This window comes from Lysobacter sp. yr284, from assembly GCF_900107375.1.
Taxonomy (GTDB): Bacteria; Pseudomonadota; Gammaproteobacteria; order Xanthomonadales; family Xanthomonadaceae; genus Lysobacter.
On sequence record NZ_FNPT01000020.1, the window covers coordinates 58,538 to 76,032 of the forward strand.

Here is a 17,495-nt window from a genome sequence, read left to right on the forward strand (position 1 = left end):
CTGAAACCTGGCAATCGGCCGCGGCGTAGATCATAAGCCTCCGCGTGCGGAACCTGCACATGTACCGCATTCTCAATCTGGGCGAACTCGCCCAGCCATGCGGACAAAAACACCCTGCTAGCAAGGACCGCACCGAAATTGCCAGCGGCGACAGCGAACGAAATCGAGATCCCATCACGGCGCTCGGTCAACTGGGTGAAATGGGCAATGAAATTGGGTTGGATAACTGGCTGAGGTGCGCGCCCAAACATGCCGGCAAGAACGCCGTGCGGAACGATGCTAAACGATGACCCAGAGCGTAGGTGGTACTTATCCGTACGGGTCGCCCGGATTGGACCGATCATCGACTGGGGGATAAGTACGACAACGTAGCCAGTCGGGCCAGCACCTTCGAGTATATGCAGGACTCGAGCATTCGACAGTGCGGGAATGGACTCGCCCGACAGAGCTCCTTCAACTAGCGTGCGGAAGCCCGCCGCTTGAGCCACCGGTGCCTTGTTCATGGCTTCACGCTGTGCTCCGGCTTCCCGACGTGCGTCTATGCCCCAGATCAGCAGGGCGCCCTCGGAGTTGGCGAAACCAGACAGTGCTTTCGAGAGGTTCTCGCGGTCGTTGCGATGAAGCCCTGGATCCCCCGGGGGGAGTCGCGGAGCGCTTGTAATCCAGGAAAAGGCTCTCCGGCTCTTCCTCAGCCAGGAGGCGGTCGAGTGCGGCCAGTCCGCCAGCTTCCAATCGTTCAAACAGCTCGCGTGCGCGATCCATGAGACAAGGCATGAGGGTGGGACGTCCATGCTAACCCAGCGCAAGCAGTACGCGTTCGAGAGGGTGTGGATGCAGGGTGCTTACGCTGCGTCATGGCGCAGGAAGGGAGGCGTCGGATGGCCGTTCAACGAACTGCCGCACTACAGTGCGGGTCTTCTGGAAGACTACCTGCGGCTTCTGCGCGTCAGCACGCCCGCGAGCACTAGGCTGGCATTGGCTGCCTTGTGTGTCCGTCCACGTGTGGCGAACAAGCTGCCGTGTCCCTGTGGTTGCCGGCGACGCCTCGGCAGGTGTTCGTATCGATGGCATTTGGCCAGTTTGCGTCTTCTCGTTACGCGTCCATATCTCCGTCGTATCGTTGCAGACTTTGACCAGCGAAAGTTCGGAAGTGGCGCTGATAGCTAAACAGATCCACAGGCCGATGCCGCGGATATGTCTCCTGAAGTGCTATCGCGGATTCGTGAGACGAATCGCCATTTCGTTATGAGCTTCCGGCCTACATGCTCGACGCTTCTAGGGCTCTGACTGACCCGGCCGTGGAATTGGTCGGGTGCGGCGGACTGCATTCCGCGAGCAGTTGCTAGGTCGGTAAGGACCGATTGTAGCCAGAGCGAATTGACGGTCCAGCCATCGGTGAAGTTAGATGGAGTGGCTGGTGTCCCGCTGAAATTGAACCCTGTGTCACCACGTGGCGGTCATGGAAATGTGAGTAATATTGTGCGTAATATTATAAATGAACTTTGATGATATTAATTTATATAAATAAGATATGCTGACTTTTAGGTTGATGGTGGGACCTGTTAGTCCGGTGGTTGTCCGAACGCGTTTCGCTCGGGAGGCGAGAGCCGAGCGGGACCGGCTGCAGGCATTGGTCAACGGGGACGCGAACCCTGCCCAAGTAGCTCGTATCGAGCGCGCCGCGCAGACCGAGCGTGCTGAACCCACCTTTAGCGCGATCGCCATCGAACTACTGGAGAAGCGAACCAGGGAAGGGCTGACTCCCGCGTCGGTAAAGCGGGAACGTCGCTTGATCGAGAAGGACCTGGCGTGCATCGGCGATATCTCGATTACGGACGTAACGGCACCGGCCCTGCTGGCAGCCTTGCGCAAGTTGGAGAAGCGCGGTGTCGCCGAGACTGCGTACCGGATGCGCTCGCTATCGAACAGCAATTGGCGCATGCGGTCAGGGATCCGCTCGGGCGCGCCTACAACCGCACCGCCCGCTTGGTTGAGCGAAAGAAGATGATGCAGGCGTGGGCCGACTATCTGGACGGACTGCGGCTCAATTCCAAGGTGGTTCCGATGCTTCGTCGTGCCGGATAACCTGCTGCGAAATCGACTCAAGCGCCTGGTGACAGGGACGGTAGCGCCAGCCTGGCAGGACATGGATAGAGGCTTCTGGATTGGAGCTAAAAAAACCTTCTTGCGCGCCGTCAACCTGCTGCTTGCGATCGTCGAGGTGGCGGAGGTGCGGCATCAGCAGTCGCTGGACTTCAGCCTGATGCCGCCCGGGTCGACCGCGGCGCGCGCGTCGTAGGACGCAGCGAGCGGCGGGTCGGGCCGGCCCTGCGTCCGATCGGACGCCTCGGCCGGACGAAGGTCGATCGTGGCGGGGAATGCGCCAGCGCTGCCGACACGACGATGTTCCTGCGGTTCCCCGCGCATGGCGATGTCGGCGACCTTGTTGAACTCTCGCCAAGCCCGACGGGATGCGGTGTCGGTCGCAGGCCCCTAGCAAGGGCGCAACCGAACTGCGGTGCGGGCGATGCCCGGCGTAGGCTCCGGCCCGGAAGGCCGCTCAGGGCGGCCGATCTGATCGCCAACGCGCAAGCCCGTCGCCACCCCGGGGGACGCGTCCGGATTCGATGCTCGCTTCGGCCGCGCCGTCCGCTATCGGACGGCCACGCGCGATTCCGCCACGGATTCGATTTTATCTGATTGATTTTTATATATTTTATTGCCGTGTTGGTGCTGGCATGCTTCTTGCTTTATCCGAGGCATGGATATCGTAAACAACACATTGAAAGAGAAAAAACGCCGCCGGCTCCGCATGACGGTGGCCGCGGTCGCCGCGGGGGTCGTGTTGTTGGGCGGCCTGATCTGGAGCCTGGGCCCGGCGCTGCCTCAGGTCGATCGTTCCAGCCTGTGGATCGGTACCGTCCAGCGCAACGACATGCTGCTGGAAGTGCGCGCGAGCGGAACCTTGGTGCCGCGCTCCAGCCGCTGGCTGGCCGCGGCCACCGCTGCCCAGGTCCAGGAGATTCTGGTCCAGCCGGGGACCGTGGTGAAGGCCGATACGGTGCTGATGCGGCTGAGCAATCCGGAGGTCGAAGACAATCTTCGCAACGCGCAGGCCGAGGCGACCGCGGCCGAGGCGGATGTGGAAGCCAAGCGCGCGGAACTCGCTTCGACGCTGCTGGATCGCCGCACGGGGCTGGCCCAGGCGCAGGTCGATTACGCCTCGGCGCAGGTCAAGTTCGAAGCCGATACCAAGGCCGTGGAACTGAAATTGATTTCGCAGGTGCAGTACGACCAGGGGCAGATCGTCTTCAAGCAGTTGGGCGAACGCGTCAAGATCGAACAAGAGCGGGTGAACGGATTCTTCGCGAACATGAAGGCGCAGATGGAAGCGGTGAACGCGCGGGCCGACCAGCAGCGCAGCACCCTGATCCTGCGCCAGCGCCAGGCCGATGCGCTGAACGTGAAGGCGGGCATCGACGGCGTGTTGCAGGAGGTGGTGGTGCAGGAGGGCGTGCAGGTCAGCGTCGGCACGAACCTGGCGCGCGTGGCCCGGCCGGATGTCCTGATCGCGCGGCTCCAGGTGTCCGAACTGCAGGCCAAGGACGTCGCCATGGGCATGCCGGTCACCGTCGACACCCATAACGGTACGGTCGAAGGCAAGGTCGAGCGGATCGATCCGGCGGTGCGTAGCGGCAGCGTGCAAGTCGATGTGACCCTGACGGGAGCGCTGCCCCATGGCGCGCGCCCGGATCTGTCCGTCGACGGGCGGATCCGCATCTCGCTGCTGCGCAACGTGCTGTCGGTCGGCCGTCCGGCGTTGGCTCAGCCCAACGGGGATTCCAGCCTGTTCCGGCTCGACGCATCCGGAAAGGTCGCTTCGCGCGTGCCTGTGAAGCTCGGCGCCGTTTCGGTCGACAGGGTGCAGGTGGTGCGCGGTCTTCAGGTGGGAGACCAGATCATCCTTTCCGACGCCAGCCAGTGGGACAAGTACGACCGTATTCGCGTGAAGTGAGGCGGCAGGCGCAAAGACTGCCCTTCGGATTTCCCAATTTGCGTCCTGGCCGAGCCGTTCCGGAGTCGCCAACGCAATCCGACAAGACAACATCAAGAGGCGACCGTCCATGAACGATACCAACACAGTCATCGCGCTCAACGGCATTCGCAAGGTATTCCAGACCGACGAAGTGGAGACGCACGCCCTCAGCGACGTGAACCTGGAGATCAAGAAAGGCGAATACGTCTCCATTTCCGGTCCGTCGGGTTGCGGCAAGACGACGTTGCTGTCGATTCTCGGCCTGCTCGACACCGCCACCAGCGGCAGTTTCGTGCTCAACGGCCACGATGTGGCCTCGCTGAGCTCCTCGGCGCGCGCACAGGTGCGCAACGCGGAGATCGGTTTCATCTTCCAGGCGTTCAACCTGATCGGCGACCTCACCGTGCAGGAAAACGTCGAGCTGCCGTTGACCTACCGCGGCGACATGAATGCGAACGAGCGCCGCACGCGCGTGGCCGAGGCGCTGGAGCGGGTGGGCATGGCCCATCGCGCGCGCCACTATCCCGCGCAGCTGTCCGGCGGCCAGCAGCAGCGCGTGGCGGTGGCCCGCGCCTTGGCCGGCCGGCCGGCGATCCTGCTGGCCGACGAACCTACCGGCAACCTGGATTCGCGCAACGGCGAGGCGGTGATGGCGCTGCTGGACGAACTGCACAAGGGCGGAGCCACCATCTGCATGGTGACCCACGACGTCCGCTACGCCGAGCTGACCGAACGCAAGGTGCGCCTGTTCGATGGCCGCATCGTCGACGAAGAAACCTTCGTACGCCTGCGCCGCGAGGACGAGCAGCGGCTCGACGCGCTGATCGGCCAGCCCCGGGAGGCCGCCGTATGAGCATTCTGCTCAACGAAGTCTGGCGCGTGTGGCGCGGAGCCTTGCGCCGTCCCGGGTTCCTGCTGCTGACCGCGAGCGTGTTGGCGCTGGGCGTTGGAGCCATCGCCGCGGTGTATACGCTGATCGACGGCGTTCTGTTGAAGCCGTTGCCGTTCGCCGAGCCGGCGCGCCTGGTGGCGGTGGGGCCGATGCCGCGCGGCCAGATCCGCTCGGCTTCGCCCGAGCAGTACCGGAATCTGGCCGGATTGGACGGCATCAAGTCGCTGGGTCTGTTCGAAGCGCACTCGCCGACGATGAACATCTCCAGCAGCGGCACGCCGGAAGTCGTGTCGGCGCTGCGCGGCGACCGCGGTTTGCTGCCGACGCTGGGGGTGCAGATGGCGCGCGGGCGGAACTTCAGCGCGCAGGAGGACTTGCCGAACGGGCCGCGCGTCGTGATCCTGACGCACGGTTTCTGGGAGCGCCGCTTCGCCGGCAGAGACGATGCGATCGGAAGCGCCCTGCAGGTCGAAGGCGCCGCGCACACGATCGTCGGCGTTCTGCCCGAGGGGTTCGCGATCCCTGGCGCGGCGGGCGAAATCATGCTGCCGACCGCGTTGCCGACCGACAGCGACGAGGGCACCAACTATCGCGTGGTGGCCCGTCTCGCCGACGGAGTCACCGTGCCCGGCGCGGCCTCGCAGGTCGATATGCGCCTGCATGCGATGTACGCCGCCGCGGGCAATCGCGATTGGGACCAGATCAAGTTCTCGGCCATGGAACTGGAAGAGGTGTTGCACGCCAAGAGCCGGCCGGTACTGATGATGTTCCTCGCCAGCGCGTCGCTGCTGCTGCTGATCGCGCTGGTGAACCTCGCCAACCTGATGCTGTTGCGCACGCTTTCGCGCTCGCACGACGCCGCCGTGCGCGGGGCGCTCGGCGCTTCGGGCCTGCGCCTGGCGCTTCCGCCGTTGGCCGAAGGGTTGTTGGTGGGCGTGATCGGCGCATTGCTCGGCCTGGGCTTGGCCAGTCTCGGCCTGGCGTTGTTGCAGGGCTTCATGCCGGCCGAGTGGCAGGCGGGCGGGGGCCTGCGCTTGAGCCTGGCGTCCTGGCCGCTGGGCCTGGCGCTGGGCGTGGTGAGCGCACTGCTGGCCACGTTGCTGGGGCTGTGGCGCGGACGCGCGACCTCGACCATCGACGAACTGCGCGAGGGCGGCCGCTCCGGCATCGGCCGACACAACGGGCGCCTGGGGCGAATCCTGGTGATCGCGCAGGTCGCGATGGCGACCGCGCTGTTGTCGGTTGCGGGGCTGTTCCTGCACAAGCTGTACAGCCTGTCTGAAGTGCCGCTGGGCTTCGCCAGCCAGGGCGTGCTGACGTTCGAGCTGGCGCCGGTGCAGGCCAAGTATCCGGACACCGCTTCGGTGCAGGAACTGTCGCGGCGCCTGGTGGAGAGGCTGCGCCTGTTGCCGGGCACCACCGAGGTGACGGCGACCACCAATCTGCCCGCGGGCGGTCCGTTGGGCCAATTCAACATGGATATGCACCTGCCGGCCGGAGAGGACTTCGGCGCGCAGTACCGCGGCATCGACCCGGGCTTCTTCAAACTCTTCGGCGTGCCGCTGCTGGAAGGCCGCGCGTTCGAACGCACCGATGTGCAAGGCGGCGAAGCGGTGGCGATCGTCAATCGCGCGTTCGCGGAGGCCCGGTACGGCGGGCGCGCGCTGGGGCAGCGCATCCAGCGCGGCAGCGGCGCCAACCTGTGGACCGCCCGCATCGTCGGCGTGGTCGGCGATACGCGTCAGTTCGGTCCCCTGGGCGAGGCGCCGGAAGTGCTGTACGTCCCGCTGAATCAGGTCCAGGACGAGGTGATGCAGGTGTTCCGGCGTTTCGAGCCGATGCGCTTCGCGATCAAGGTCAACGGCGATCCGAACGGATATCGCGATGGCGTGCGCAAGGCGGTCGCCGAGATCGCCCAGGACCAGCCGGTCTACAACGTCGACACGATGGCGGACATCGTCCGCGCGACCACCTCGGAAGTGAGGGTCAATCTGTTGCTGGTCGGCATCTTCGCGGGATTGGCGCTGTTGCTGGCGGCGGCGGGGCTGTATGCCGTCATGGCGGTTTCGGTCGCCGCGCGGGAGCGCGAGTTCGGCGTGCGGCTGGCCCTGGGGGCGCCGACCGCCGGACTGATCAAGCTGGTGCTGGGCAATGGCCTGCTGCAGATCGCGATCGGCTTGGTCTGCGGGATCGGCCTGGCGCTGGCGATGTCGCGACTGCTGTCCTCGGTGTTGGAGCAAGTCGGTCGCGAGGCGGTGAACCCGACCGTCCTGGTCGGAGTGAGCGCGACCCTGGCGTTGGCCGGCTTGCTGGCCTGCCTGCCTCCGGCATGGCGCGCCAGCCGGGTCCCGCCGATGCGGGCGCTGCGCGGCGAATGAGCGCGGGGCGCCGGCGGATGCCGGCGCCCTCCTGTTCAGCCCGGGCGGCGATGTCGCGCCGCCTGAGCACCCGCCGGATGGCGGTCGCTATACTGGCGGGGCCGAACGTCTTCCGCACGCGGTCGTCGGGAGATCGGCGCGAACGCACAGTGAGGCGGGTACCGGATGACGCGCGAGATCGCTCCCATGGTGTTGCTGGCCGACGACGAGAGCGGCGTACGCGAGGCGCTGCGGCTGTTGCTCAAGTCCGAAGGCATCGCCAGCCTGGGCGTCGCCAGCCCTGCCGAAGCGCTGGAAGCCGTGCGTCAGCATCAATTCGATTGCGCCCTGATCGACTGCAATTATCGGCGCGGCAGCACCTCGGGCGAGGAAGGGGTGGCTCTGTTGCGCCAGCTCCGCCAGGCCGTTCCCGAACTGCCGGTGGTGGCGATGACCGCGTGGGGCAACGTGTCGCTGACGGTCGAGGCCATGCGCGGCGGCGCCGCCGACTTCATCGAGAAGCCTTGGGACAACGCGCGCCTGCTGCAGGTGCTGCGCGCGCAGATGGCCCTGTGCCAGGCCGCCCGGCAGCGGGCCCGGCTGGAAGCGGAAAACGCCTTGCTGCGCGACGAGGGCGACGAGGGCGTGGTGGCCGAATCGCCGGCAATGCGCCGGACCATGGCGCTGATCGAACGGGTCGCCCGCAGCGACGCGAACGTGTTGTTGTTGGGCGAGAACGGCACCGGCAAGGGAGTGGCGGCGCGGTTGCTGCATCGGCGATCGGGGCGCGCCTCGCGCCTGCTGGTCAAGGTGAACATGGGCGGCATTTCCGAGAGCGTGTTCGAGTCCGAGATGTTCGGCCACACGCGCGGCGCCTACACCGACGCCAAGAACGAACGCGTCGGCCGCTTCGAACTCGCCGACGGAGGCACCTTGTTCCTCGACGAGGTAGGCAATCTGCCGCTGTCGCAGCAGCCCAAGCTGCTCAGGGTCCTGGAGGACGGAGAATTCGAGCGGCTGGGTTCTTCGCGGACGCAGCGCGTGGACGTGCGGCTGATCGCCGCGACCAACGCCGACCTGGTCGCGGAAGTGGCGGCAGGCCGCTTCCGCCGCGATCTGCTGTACCGGCTCAATACCCTGGAGATTCCGCTTCCGCCGCTGCGCGAGCGACGCGAGGACATCGTGCCCCTGGCGCGGGCGTTTCTGGCCAGCAGCGCCGCGCGCTATCGCCGCGACGGCCTGCGACTGTCGGTCGCCGCCGAGCGCGCGTTGAGCGCGTGGCATTGGCCCGGGAACGTGCGCGAGCTCGAGCATCTGATGGAGCGGGCCGCATTGCTGGCCGAACACGATGAAGTCGCCAGCGCGGTGCTCGGCATGGATGCGCCGCCGCCGCGGTTGCCGGACATCGAGGATGCGACTCTGGAACAGGCCGAGGCGCTGTTGATACAGCGGGCGGTCGAGCGTTACGACGGCAACCTGCAGCGCGCGGCCGATGCCCTGGGAATCACCCGACAGTCGCTGTATCGGCGCCTGGAAAAGCACGATCTGCGCCCGACGAGCGAAAGTGCCCAGGCGGGCTGAGCCGGTGGAGCCGGGCGCAAGCGGAATGCGGCGCTTCGAGCGGACGGCCTTGTACGGGAGCCTGCTGGTGGCGCTGCCCGGGGTGGCGCTTGCGGTCGCGCTGACGGTGGCCGGAGAGGGCGACAGCACGCTGCGTTGGATTCTCTGCGTCGCCGCGATCGTCGTGACCGTGCTGCTGGCGCGCTGGCTATACCGTCGGCTGGTGTTTCCGCTGTACGTCCTGGGCGGCCTGCTGGAAGCGCTTCGGGAGGGCGACTACAGCCTGCGCGGAGCCCGGGACGGCGCGCTCGGCGGCCTGGTCTGCGATTTCAATGCTCTTGCGCAGCGGCTACAGCGCGAACGGGTCGAGTTCGAGGAATCCAGCCACTTGTTGAGTAAGACCTTGTCGTCGCTCAACAGCGCGGTGTTCACGTTCGACGAAAACATGCGTTTGCGCTTGGCCAACCCGGCGGGACGGCGATTGCTCGGGATGCAGGACGACAGCCCGTTCGGCCAGAGCGCGGCAGAACTGGGGCTGGCCGTGTGGATGCAAGGTCCGGTCACGCATGTCCTCACCCATGCGTTCCCGGCGCGCACCGGCCGCTTCGAAGTGCTGCACTCGCCGTTGCGCAGCGGCGGGCATGGCGGCCACTTGCTGGTGATCAACGATGTGGGGCGGGTGCTGCGCGAAGAGGAGCGGCAAGCCTGGCAGCGACTGTTGATGGTACTCGGTCACGAGGTCAACAACTCGCTCGCGCCGATCCGATCCATGGCCGGGACCATGTCGAACATGGTGGCGCGCGAGCCGCTGCCGGCCGGATGGCGCGAGGACTTCTTCAGCGGCCTGGAGGTGATCGGCCACCGCGCCGAGTCGCTGTCGCGCTTCCTTTCCAGCTACAGCAAGCTGGCTCGGCTTCCGGCGCCGCAGAAGCAGGCGGTGGAGCTTTCGGCGCTGGCGGAGAAGCTGTCGCGACTGGAGCAGCGCTTGTCGATCCAGGTGGAAACCGCCGGGGCATTGCGCATGCGCGCCGATCCGGACCAGTTGGAACAGGCTCTGATAAATTTGCTGAACAACGCAGTGGACGCTGCGCTGGCGACGGGCGGCGGTGTGCGCCTGCGCTGGCGCCGGGAAGGCGAACTCGCCCGGATCGAGATCGAGGACGACGGTCCAGGGTTGGCGTCGGTCGAAAACCTCTTCGTTCCCTTCTTCACCACCAAGCCCGGTGGTTCAGGCATAGGCCTGGCCCTGGCCCGGCTCATCGCCGAGGCGCACGATGGTGGAGTCACGCTGAATGCGCGCGCGGACGCGCAAGGCGCCTTGGCCTGCCTGTGGTTGCCGTTGGAGGCGACCGAAGAACGCGCGGATTGATTGCAGCGCGCATTCAGCCGATGTCGCATCGTCGGCGACAGCCCCGGAAAACAATTGCCCATTCGTGCACGGCCGCACCCGGACGTTGAGCGGATGTATTGGTTGCGCCCGAGTGTGCCGCATAGCACAGCAACAATGGTGATTTGAGTAAGCATCAAGTGAATGCTGAATAGTGATGCGTTGCTCAGATGTAACTTTTCGAACGTTTGGCCGTGTTGGTGATTGATTCGGCGGCCGTGTTCTCGCGAATCACGCGTACAAATAAACACCGGATGCATCGTTGCTGCTCGAGTCGATGTGCGTCTATGCGAGTGCAGGCATCGTTGAGCGCGGTGTGGTTGCGAGTGACGAAATTGGGCGTTTTCCAGCCTTTTTTGCTTGTTTTACGCTTGGTCGGCAGAGTCGGCGAGCGTGCGCACGCGGTGCGAAAAATGAATTGGGGGCGAAGAGAGTGCAGTCGCCGCGATTGTTGTTCGTTGCTGCGAGAACATCGCGCGTCGACTCTTGCGGGAGTGTTCTGGACTGGTTTAGCATCCGGCCGCTGCATCGAAAAAGCACGTTCGGAACAAGCCACCGATCACCTATTTTTGCTAACGAAGTCGCGCTGCAGAGTGTGATGGTCGTCGGTTCGGCGTTGCAAAGAATCCTTGGGGAGCAGGCAGAATTTTGTGCGATCGTTCGCACAAAAAACGGTGCTTCAGGCTGCAAACGAGAGGGCTGAATGGAAGCGTCCCAAGGTGGGTCCAGGCATGGATATGCGTTCTTCGCCGTACTCGTTCTGCTGCTCGTCGTCGCGATCTTCGCGCGTTGGCGCCTGGATGCCGCGGGCGCTTCAGAAAGCGCCGGCCCGAACGATTTTTCCGCGAAGCGGGCCGCAGGATTCCTGCCGGTCCTGCTGGGCGATCAGCAGCCTCACCCGGTCGACAGCGCCGCCAATCGCGCGCTTGGGCAACGTCTTATCGATGCGTTGCAGTCGGCGGGGTACCGGCCGGAAGTCCAGGAGGCCACGTCGTGCAGCGAGGCGATGCGTACCTGCGCGCGGGTGCGCAACATCATCGCAGTCAGCGAGGGATCGGCCGCCGGCAAGGCGGTTCTCGTCGCTTCGCACTACGACTCGGTTCCCGCGGGCCCTGGCGCCAGCGACAACGCCGCCGGCGTAGCGATCATGGTGGAGTCCGCGCGGTTGCTGAAGCAGCGCCCGGCCGGAAAGAATTCGATCGTCTTCCTGTTCACCGAAGGCGAAGAGGCGGGCCTGCTGGGTGCGCAGGCGTTCGCTTCGCATCACCCGCGGATGAGCGACGTGGTCGCGGTGGTCAATGTCGAGGCCAGAGGAACGTCCGGACAAAGCATCCTGTTCGAGACCGGACGCGCCAACGGCAAGCTGATCGGCGAGTTCGCGGCTGCGGCGAAACGGCCGCTGACCAGTTCCCTGCTCGCCACCGCCTACGGGCTGATGCCGAACGACACGGACCTGAGCGTGTTCAAGTCGCGCGGCCTGCAAGGACTGAACTTCGCCAACGGTGAGGGCTCATCCTACTACCACACGCCACTCGACAACCTGCGGCATATCGACGCAGGCACCCTGCAGGCCCAGGGCGACAACATCCATGAGCTGTTGAAGCGTCTGGCCGATGCCGACCTGCGCGCCGACGGCGCCGCCAGCGATGCGGTCTACAGCGATGTCCTCGGCTTCGGCGTGCTGCAATGGCCGACGCATTGGGGCCCGTTCATCGCCGTGGGCCTGTTGCTCGCGTTCGCGGCGGCGGCGTTGAGGCTGCGCAAGCGCGGGGCGCTTGCCGGACGCGGCGTGGCGCGCGGAATCGTCGGCTTCGTGCTGTCGCCTGTCGTGGGTGGCGTCGTCGCCTATGCGCTGACCTACCTGCTTTCCCTGTTCAACGGTGCGGGTCGCGCCTGGGCGGCCAGCGGTCAGCCCTTCAACCGCGTGCTGTTGTGGAGCGCGGTGCTGATCGCGGTCGTTTCGCTGCTGAGGCAGTTGGCCCGCCGCAGCGATCCGCTGCGCCTGTGGATCGGCCTGGGTTGGGGGTGGTCGTTCGCTGCCTGCGCAGCGGCGATCGCGGCGCCCGGCGCGAGTTATCTTTTCCTGCTGCCCGCAGCGGCCATGGCGGTGTGTACGTTGATCGCCTCCGCGTTGCCGCGCTCCGGCGAAGAGCCGCGCGGACTGTGGCTGCTGGCGATTCCTGCCGCGGTGGGCTTCGTCTTCTTGTTCCCGGCGATCCACTTGATCGAGGTCATGCTGGGCTTCAACAGCGTCGCCGGCGTCGTGGCGATGGGCGCGCTGCTCGCATTGGCCGCGACCTTCGCCCTGCCGTTCGCCGCATCGGTCCATGCGCCGCGGGCCCATGCCTTCGCGACCGCGGCGCTGCTGGCGGCGGTGGCGGCAGGCGCCTTCTTCGCGCTGCGCGCGCCGGCTTACAGCGCACAGCATCCGCAGCCGCTCAACGTGATGTACATCCAGACCGGCGACAAGGCGGTGATGGCGGTCGGGAACGCTTCGAACCGCCCGCCCGCCCAGGTGCTGAAGGCGATGGGCGGCGATGTCGCGCTCGCGCCGGTCTTTGCCTGGAACCAGACGCGATTCCATAGCGTTTCCATGCCCTCGGCCGGGCTGCCGGCGGCCGCCTTGACGGTGGTGGCGGAAACGTCTGTATCGCCGCAGGAGCGACGCGTCACGGTGCGCATCGATGCGCCCGCCGGAGCATCGGTGATCCAATTGCTCGTTCCCGAAGCGGCGCAGCTGCGAACGATCGAAACCGACGGCCAGATCCTGGACTACTCCAAGAGTTCCGACGACTACGCATCGTTCATCTGTCGCGGCGTGTCCTGCAACGGGCGCGAGATCGTCCTGGTCCTGGGGCCGAGGAAACAGAAAATCGCGGTGGTGGCGATGTCGCCGCAGCTGCCGGGCCGGGCCGCCGCCGTCGCGAGCAGTCGCGGCGAGGTGGCGGTGCCGCGCAACGACGGCGACCAGGCTCTGGTCGTCGGCGAAACCCAGCTCTAAGTAATTTCCGCTGTCGCCGCCTGCGGCGACGATGGCGTATGCAAGGCAATTGAATGCACCTAGTTTGCTGAGACGGGTGAGTTCCTGCCTGTCGGCATGCGCAAAGGAGTAACGCCATGCGGGTGGAAGAGTGCGAAGTCGACGCGGTGGAAGAAGCCGTGTCCGACGAAGGTTCGATGCTGGCAAGACTGGACGATGTAATCCGGTGCAAGGCGCCATTTCACGCGCAGGTCGACAAAGCCGCCGACCTGCTGAGATCGCACCGCGAGTTGCTCGATAACCCGCGCGGGAATTTCCACATCCTGGACGGATTGATCGAGCACATCGAGTCGAAGATCTTCTTCGCCAGCGATGCGGAAAGGCTGATGCTCGACCTCAGGAAGGAAGGGGACGAGATCAAGCTGCTCAACGACGCCTATTGCGCGTGGGAAACTGCGTTGGAGCAGATATTCTCCTGGCGGTTGTGCAACGGCGGCGCGTCGTCCCTGCACGACTATCGGCTCAACAACCGATTCCAGCGCCTGCTCAAGCGCGAGACGTCGATGCTCAGGTCGCGCTCGCCGAAGCGCGCGCTGTTCATCGGGTCCGGGCCGTTCCCGATCAGCGCGATATGGCTGCACCGGATCCTCGGCGTTCCGGTGGACGGATTGGACGTCTCCGCCGATGCGGTCAAGGTGTCGCGCGATCTGATCGACGAGCTCGGCCTGGGCAGGTCCATCAGGGTCCTCCACGAGGACAACGCGAGCTACGACGTCGGCGATTACGACGTGATCATCATCGCCCTGTTGGCCAAGCCGAAGCTGGCGATCCTGGACAACATCTACGAAACCGCCAAGGACGATTGCGAGGTGATCTGCCGGACTTCGGTCGGCCCTCGCAAGGTGATCTACGAGCCGACCGTGATCTGCGCGGAAATGGTCAGCAGGTTCACGATCGAGGACGCGCGGATCGTCGACGGGAACAGCGACGACACCATCTCTTCGCTGTTGCTGAAGAAATCGATCCGGCGTTGACGCGCCGGCGCCGGAAGAAACGCTCGCTCCATGGAAAGGGGAAATGCAAGGACTCACGCCAACGCAGGAAGGCATCTACTTCGAAGGCAAGTTCTTCGGGGAGGCCGTCAACAATATCGGCGGCTATCAGAAGTATTTCTGCGAGCTGGACGTGCCGAGGTTCGCGCGCGCGCGCGACGTTCTCCTGCGCAGCAACGACGCCTACCGCCTGCGTTTCGCGGACGGCGACGGCGAATGCCGCCAGGCGCTGGCGGATCCGGTCTTCCCACCGCTGGACCTGGTCGATTGTTCGTCTTGCGCCGATCCGCGCGGCCGCGCGATGGAGTGGATCCAGTCGCGGTTCGAGGAGGCCTTCCAAGACCTGTCCCGCAGCGTTTTCCAGGACGCGCTGCTGAAGGTATCGGCCGACGAATACTGGTATTTCGCCAAGGCCCACCACCTGATGATGGACGGTTGGGGGTTCGCCCTGCAGATGCAGCGATTCATCGAACTCTACGAGCGCGTCGATCGCGAAACGCTGGCGCCTGAAGACGTCCGGTTTCCGTCGTTCCTGGAGTACGTCTCCCGGCAGTCGGGATATCGCGGCAGCCGCGCCAGCGCGGACGACCTGGATTACTGGCTCGGCCGCCACCGTCCGTCCGCGGCCGCGCGGCTGTTGACGCCTCGCGAGGGGAGCGGCCCGGACGACCGCGCATCCAGCCGGCGCGTCAGCGCCGTCATCGACGCGGACTTGTTCGCAGCGCTCAAGCGGCAGTCGGCGCAGGTCGGCGCGAACGTCACCGCTGCGTTCTTGTCCGTGCTGTACGTGTACTTCTCCCGTGCCTGCAACTGCGCGGATGTCGTCGTCAGCTCGCCGGTGCACAACCGCCGCAGCGCGAATGACAAGAACATCATCGGTTCGCTGGTCAACGTCAACGCCTGTCCGCTGAACGCCGGGGACGCCGAATCGTTCGAAGATCTGGTGCGCCTGGTGGCGCGGGACCAGAAGCGGGACCATCGCCATTCGCGATTTCCGATTGGCGACTTGATCCGGGGGCTGCGCGAGCGCGACGGCAGTTCGAACGAATCGATCCACCAGCTCGCGTTCAACTACCAGAGCCTGGATTTCGGCCTGACCGTGGGCGGCAAGCCCGTGGAAACGCATTATCTGACCCACAACCGGGAGCGCGCGCCGGCGACGTTCGTGCTGTGCGATTACGGCGCGGGCCAGGACATCGCGCTGCACCTGGACTACAACTGCGCATACTTCGACGAGGCCGCGGCGAAAGAAACGCTCGATCGCGTGCACCATCTGCTGCGCCAGGCGGCCGCAGACTTCGCGCGTCCGCTCGTGGCCTTGAGCCTGCTGACGCCGGCCGAGCGCGAGCGCCAATTGATGGATTGGAACGCCACCCGCGTCGAGATCTCGATGCCGGGGTGCATCGATCACTGCTTCGAACGCCAGGCCGCGGCAACGCCGGACGCGCCCGCGATCGCATGGCGCGGCGAGTTCATGACGTACGCCGAGGCGAACGCCTTGGCCAACCGGGTCGCGCATCACTTGATCGGCCTGGGCGTGCGTCCGGAACAGCCGGTCTGCGTCTACCTGCCGCGCACGCCGACGCTGATCGTCGCGCTGCTGGGAATCCTGAAGGCGGGCGCGTGTTACGTGCCGATCGATACCGCCTATCCGGCGGCGCGGGCGAACTACATTCTCGACGATTCCGCGAGCTCGGTCGTGTTGACCGACGCGGCGGGGCTGGCCCGGCTGCCGCAGGCGGCGACTCGCCTGGACGTGGACGCGCTGCTGTCGCAGGCGGCTGCGGCCGGCGACAGCGCGAATCCGGCGCCGCTGGGCCGCGCCGGGGAGCAGGCCGCATACGTCATCTATACCTCCGGCTCCACCGGGCAGCCCAAGGGCGTCGTCATCGAGCACCGCAACGCTGTCGCCCTGTTCGACTGGGCGGCCAAGACGTACCACCGCGAGGATCTTCGGGCGGTGCTCGCCGCCACCTCGGTCTGCTTCGACCTGTCGGTGTTCGAGATGTTCGTCCCGCTGGCCACCGGCGGAAGCGTCGTGCTCGCCGATAACGTGCTGGCGCTGCGCGACGGCGTCGGGCACCCGGTGACCTTGATCAACACCGTGCCGTCGGCCATCGCCGCGTTGTTGGAGAGCGGGTCGATCCCGGCGACGGTGCGTTGCATCAACCTCGCTGGCGAGTTGCTGCGCCAGGAGCTCGTCGATGCGATCTGCGAGTCGCGCGAGGTCGAGATCTTCGACCTTTACGGCCCGTCCGAGGACACGACCTATTCGACCTGCGCCAGACGGCGCAAGCACGGCCCGCAGAGCATCGGACGGCCGATCCACAACAAGCGCGCTTACGTGCTTGGCGAAGACGGCGGACTGCTGCCGGCCGGATCGAGCGGGGAGCTGCATCTGGCGGGCGCCGGCCTGGCGCGCGGTTACCTCGGCCGTCCGGAGCTGACCGACGAGCGCTTCGTCTTCTGCGAACAGGTCGGCGAGCGGGTGTATCGCACCGGCGACCTGGCGCGCTTCGCCGGCAACGGCGAGTTGCAGTATCTCGGACGCAAGGACCACCAGGTGAAGATCCGCGGACACCGGATCGAGCCCGGGGAGATCGAAGCCGGCATCGCCCGGCACGATGGCGTCGAGGCTTGCGCCGTGATCGCGCGCGCGGACCCGCGCGCCCCGCAGGACAAGCTGCTGGTCGCTTGCCTGGTTACCCGCAGGGTCGACCCGGCGGAGCAGGCCGAAGCCGATGAGCGCCTGCTGCAGTCGTTGCGCGAGTCGTTGGGCCAGTCGCTGCCGGATTACATGATGCCCGCGCATTTCGTCTGCCTGGAGCGGATGCCGCTGACCAGCAACGGGAAGACGGACCGCGACGCCCTGGCGCAGACGTTCGTGGATCCGCCGCGCGCGCAGGCCGGCGAGGCGCCGCGCACCGAAACCGAGGCGCGGATGCTCGGGCTGTGGCGCGAAGTGTTGGGCACGTCCGTAGCCGGGGTCGGCGAAAGCTTTTTCAAGGTCGGGGGAGACTCCATCCGGTTGGTGAAGCTCGCGGCGCGGATCGAGGCGGAGTTCGGCGAAAGAATCGACCTGCAGTCGATGTTCGCCCATACGACGGCGCGGGCGCAGGCGCAACTCGTCGACAGGCGGTCGGAGCTGTCCGGACTGCTTTCCAGGCTCCGGTTCGCCGACAGCGAGCGCCATGCCGGCTACATCGATCTTTAGCGCGCCGCCGGCCATCC

General features: G+C 65.9%; 10 protein-coding genes and 1 pseudogene. All 11 read left to right on the plus strand.

All coding sequences use genetic code 11. From position 1 onward, the window contains the following. The first annotated feature begins 59 nt into the window (after positions 1-59). Positions 60-290 (plus strand): hypothetical protein, encoded by a 231-nt coding sequence (locus tag BLV01_RS25795; RefSeq protein WP_139178978.1) that lies wholly within the window; start codon positions 60-62, stop codon positions 288-290. 1,241 nt (positions 291-1,531) lie between these two features. Then, positions 1,532-2,008 carry a phage integrase central domain-containing protein gene (locus BLV01_RS21020; RefSeq protein ID WP_217633559.1) on the plus strand — a complete coding sequence of 159 codons (477 nt, stop codon included), beginning with the start codon at positions 1,532-1,534 and terminating at the stop codon, positions 2,006-2,008. A 180-nt stretch (positions 2,009-2,188) separates the two neighbouring features. After that, positions 2,189-2,299 (plus strand): annotated as a pseudogene (locus tag BLV01_RS25800) (LacI family transcriptional regulator); the annotation flags it as partial. A gap of 462 nt (positions 2,300-2,761) precedes the next feature. After that, positions 2,762-4,015 (plus strand): efflux RND transporter periplasmic adaptor subunit, encoded by a 1,254-nt coding sequence (locus BLV01_RS21030; protein ID WP_091804749.1) that lies wholly within the window; start codon positions 2,762-2,764, stop codon positions 4,013-4,015. A gap of 109 nt (positions 4,016-4,124) precedes the next feature. Next, a complete protein-coding gene (locus BLV01_RS21035) occupies positions 4,125-4,889 on the plus strand; it encodes an ABC transporter ATP-binding protein (protein ID WP_091804753.1) in 765 nt (254 codons plus the stop codon). After that, positions 4,886-7,306 carry an ADOP family duplicated permease gene (locus BLV01_RS21040; protein ID WP_091804755.1) on the plus strand — a complete coding sequence of 807 codons (2,421 nt, stop codon included), beginning with the start codon at positions 4,886-4,888 and terminating at the stop codon, positions 7,304-7,306. The genes BLV01_RS21035 and BLV01_RS21040 overlap by 4 nt, the downstream gene beginning before the upstream one ends. A gap of 165 nt (positions 7,307-7,471) precedes the next feature. Continuing rightward, positions 7,472-8,866: a sigma-54-dependent transcriptional regulator gene (locus BLV01_RS21045; RefSeq protein ID WP_091804758.1), complete on the plus strand. Its 1,395-nt coding sequence runs from the start codon at positions 7,472-7,474 to the stop codon at positions 8,864-8,866. Positions 8,867-8,891: 25 nt separating this feature from the next. Next, positions 8,892-10,214 (plus strand): sensor histidine kinase, encoded by a 1,323-nt coding sequence (locus BLV01_RS21050; RefSeq protein ID WP_091804760.1) that lies wholly within the window; start codon positions 8,892-8,894, stop codon positions 10,212-10,214. A 721-nt stretch (positions 10,215-10,935) separates the two neighbouring features. Then, positions 10,936-13,233 carry a M20/M25/M40 family metallo-hydrolase gene (locus BLV01_RS21055; RefSeq protein ID WP_091804763.1) on the plus strand — a complete coding sequence of 766 codons (2,298 nt, stop codon included), beginning with the start codon at positions 10,936-10,938 and terminating at the stop codon, positions 13,231-13,233. A gap of 116 nt (positions 13,234-13,349) precedes the next feature. Next, entirely contained in the window at positions 13,350-14,246 is an 897-nt protein-coding gene (locus BLV01_RS21060) for a nicotianamine synthase family protein (protein WP_091804766.1), read from the plus strand. A gap of 43 nt (positions 14,247-14,289) precedes the next feature. Then, positions 14,290-17,478 (plus strand): non-ribosomal peptide synthetase, encoded by a 3,189-nt coding sequence (locus BLV01_RS21065; protein ID WP_091804769.1) that lies wholly within the window; start codon positions 14,290-14,292, stop codon positions 17,476-17,478. The last annotated feature ends 17 nt before the right edge of the window (positions 17,479-17,495 follow it).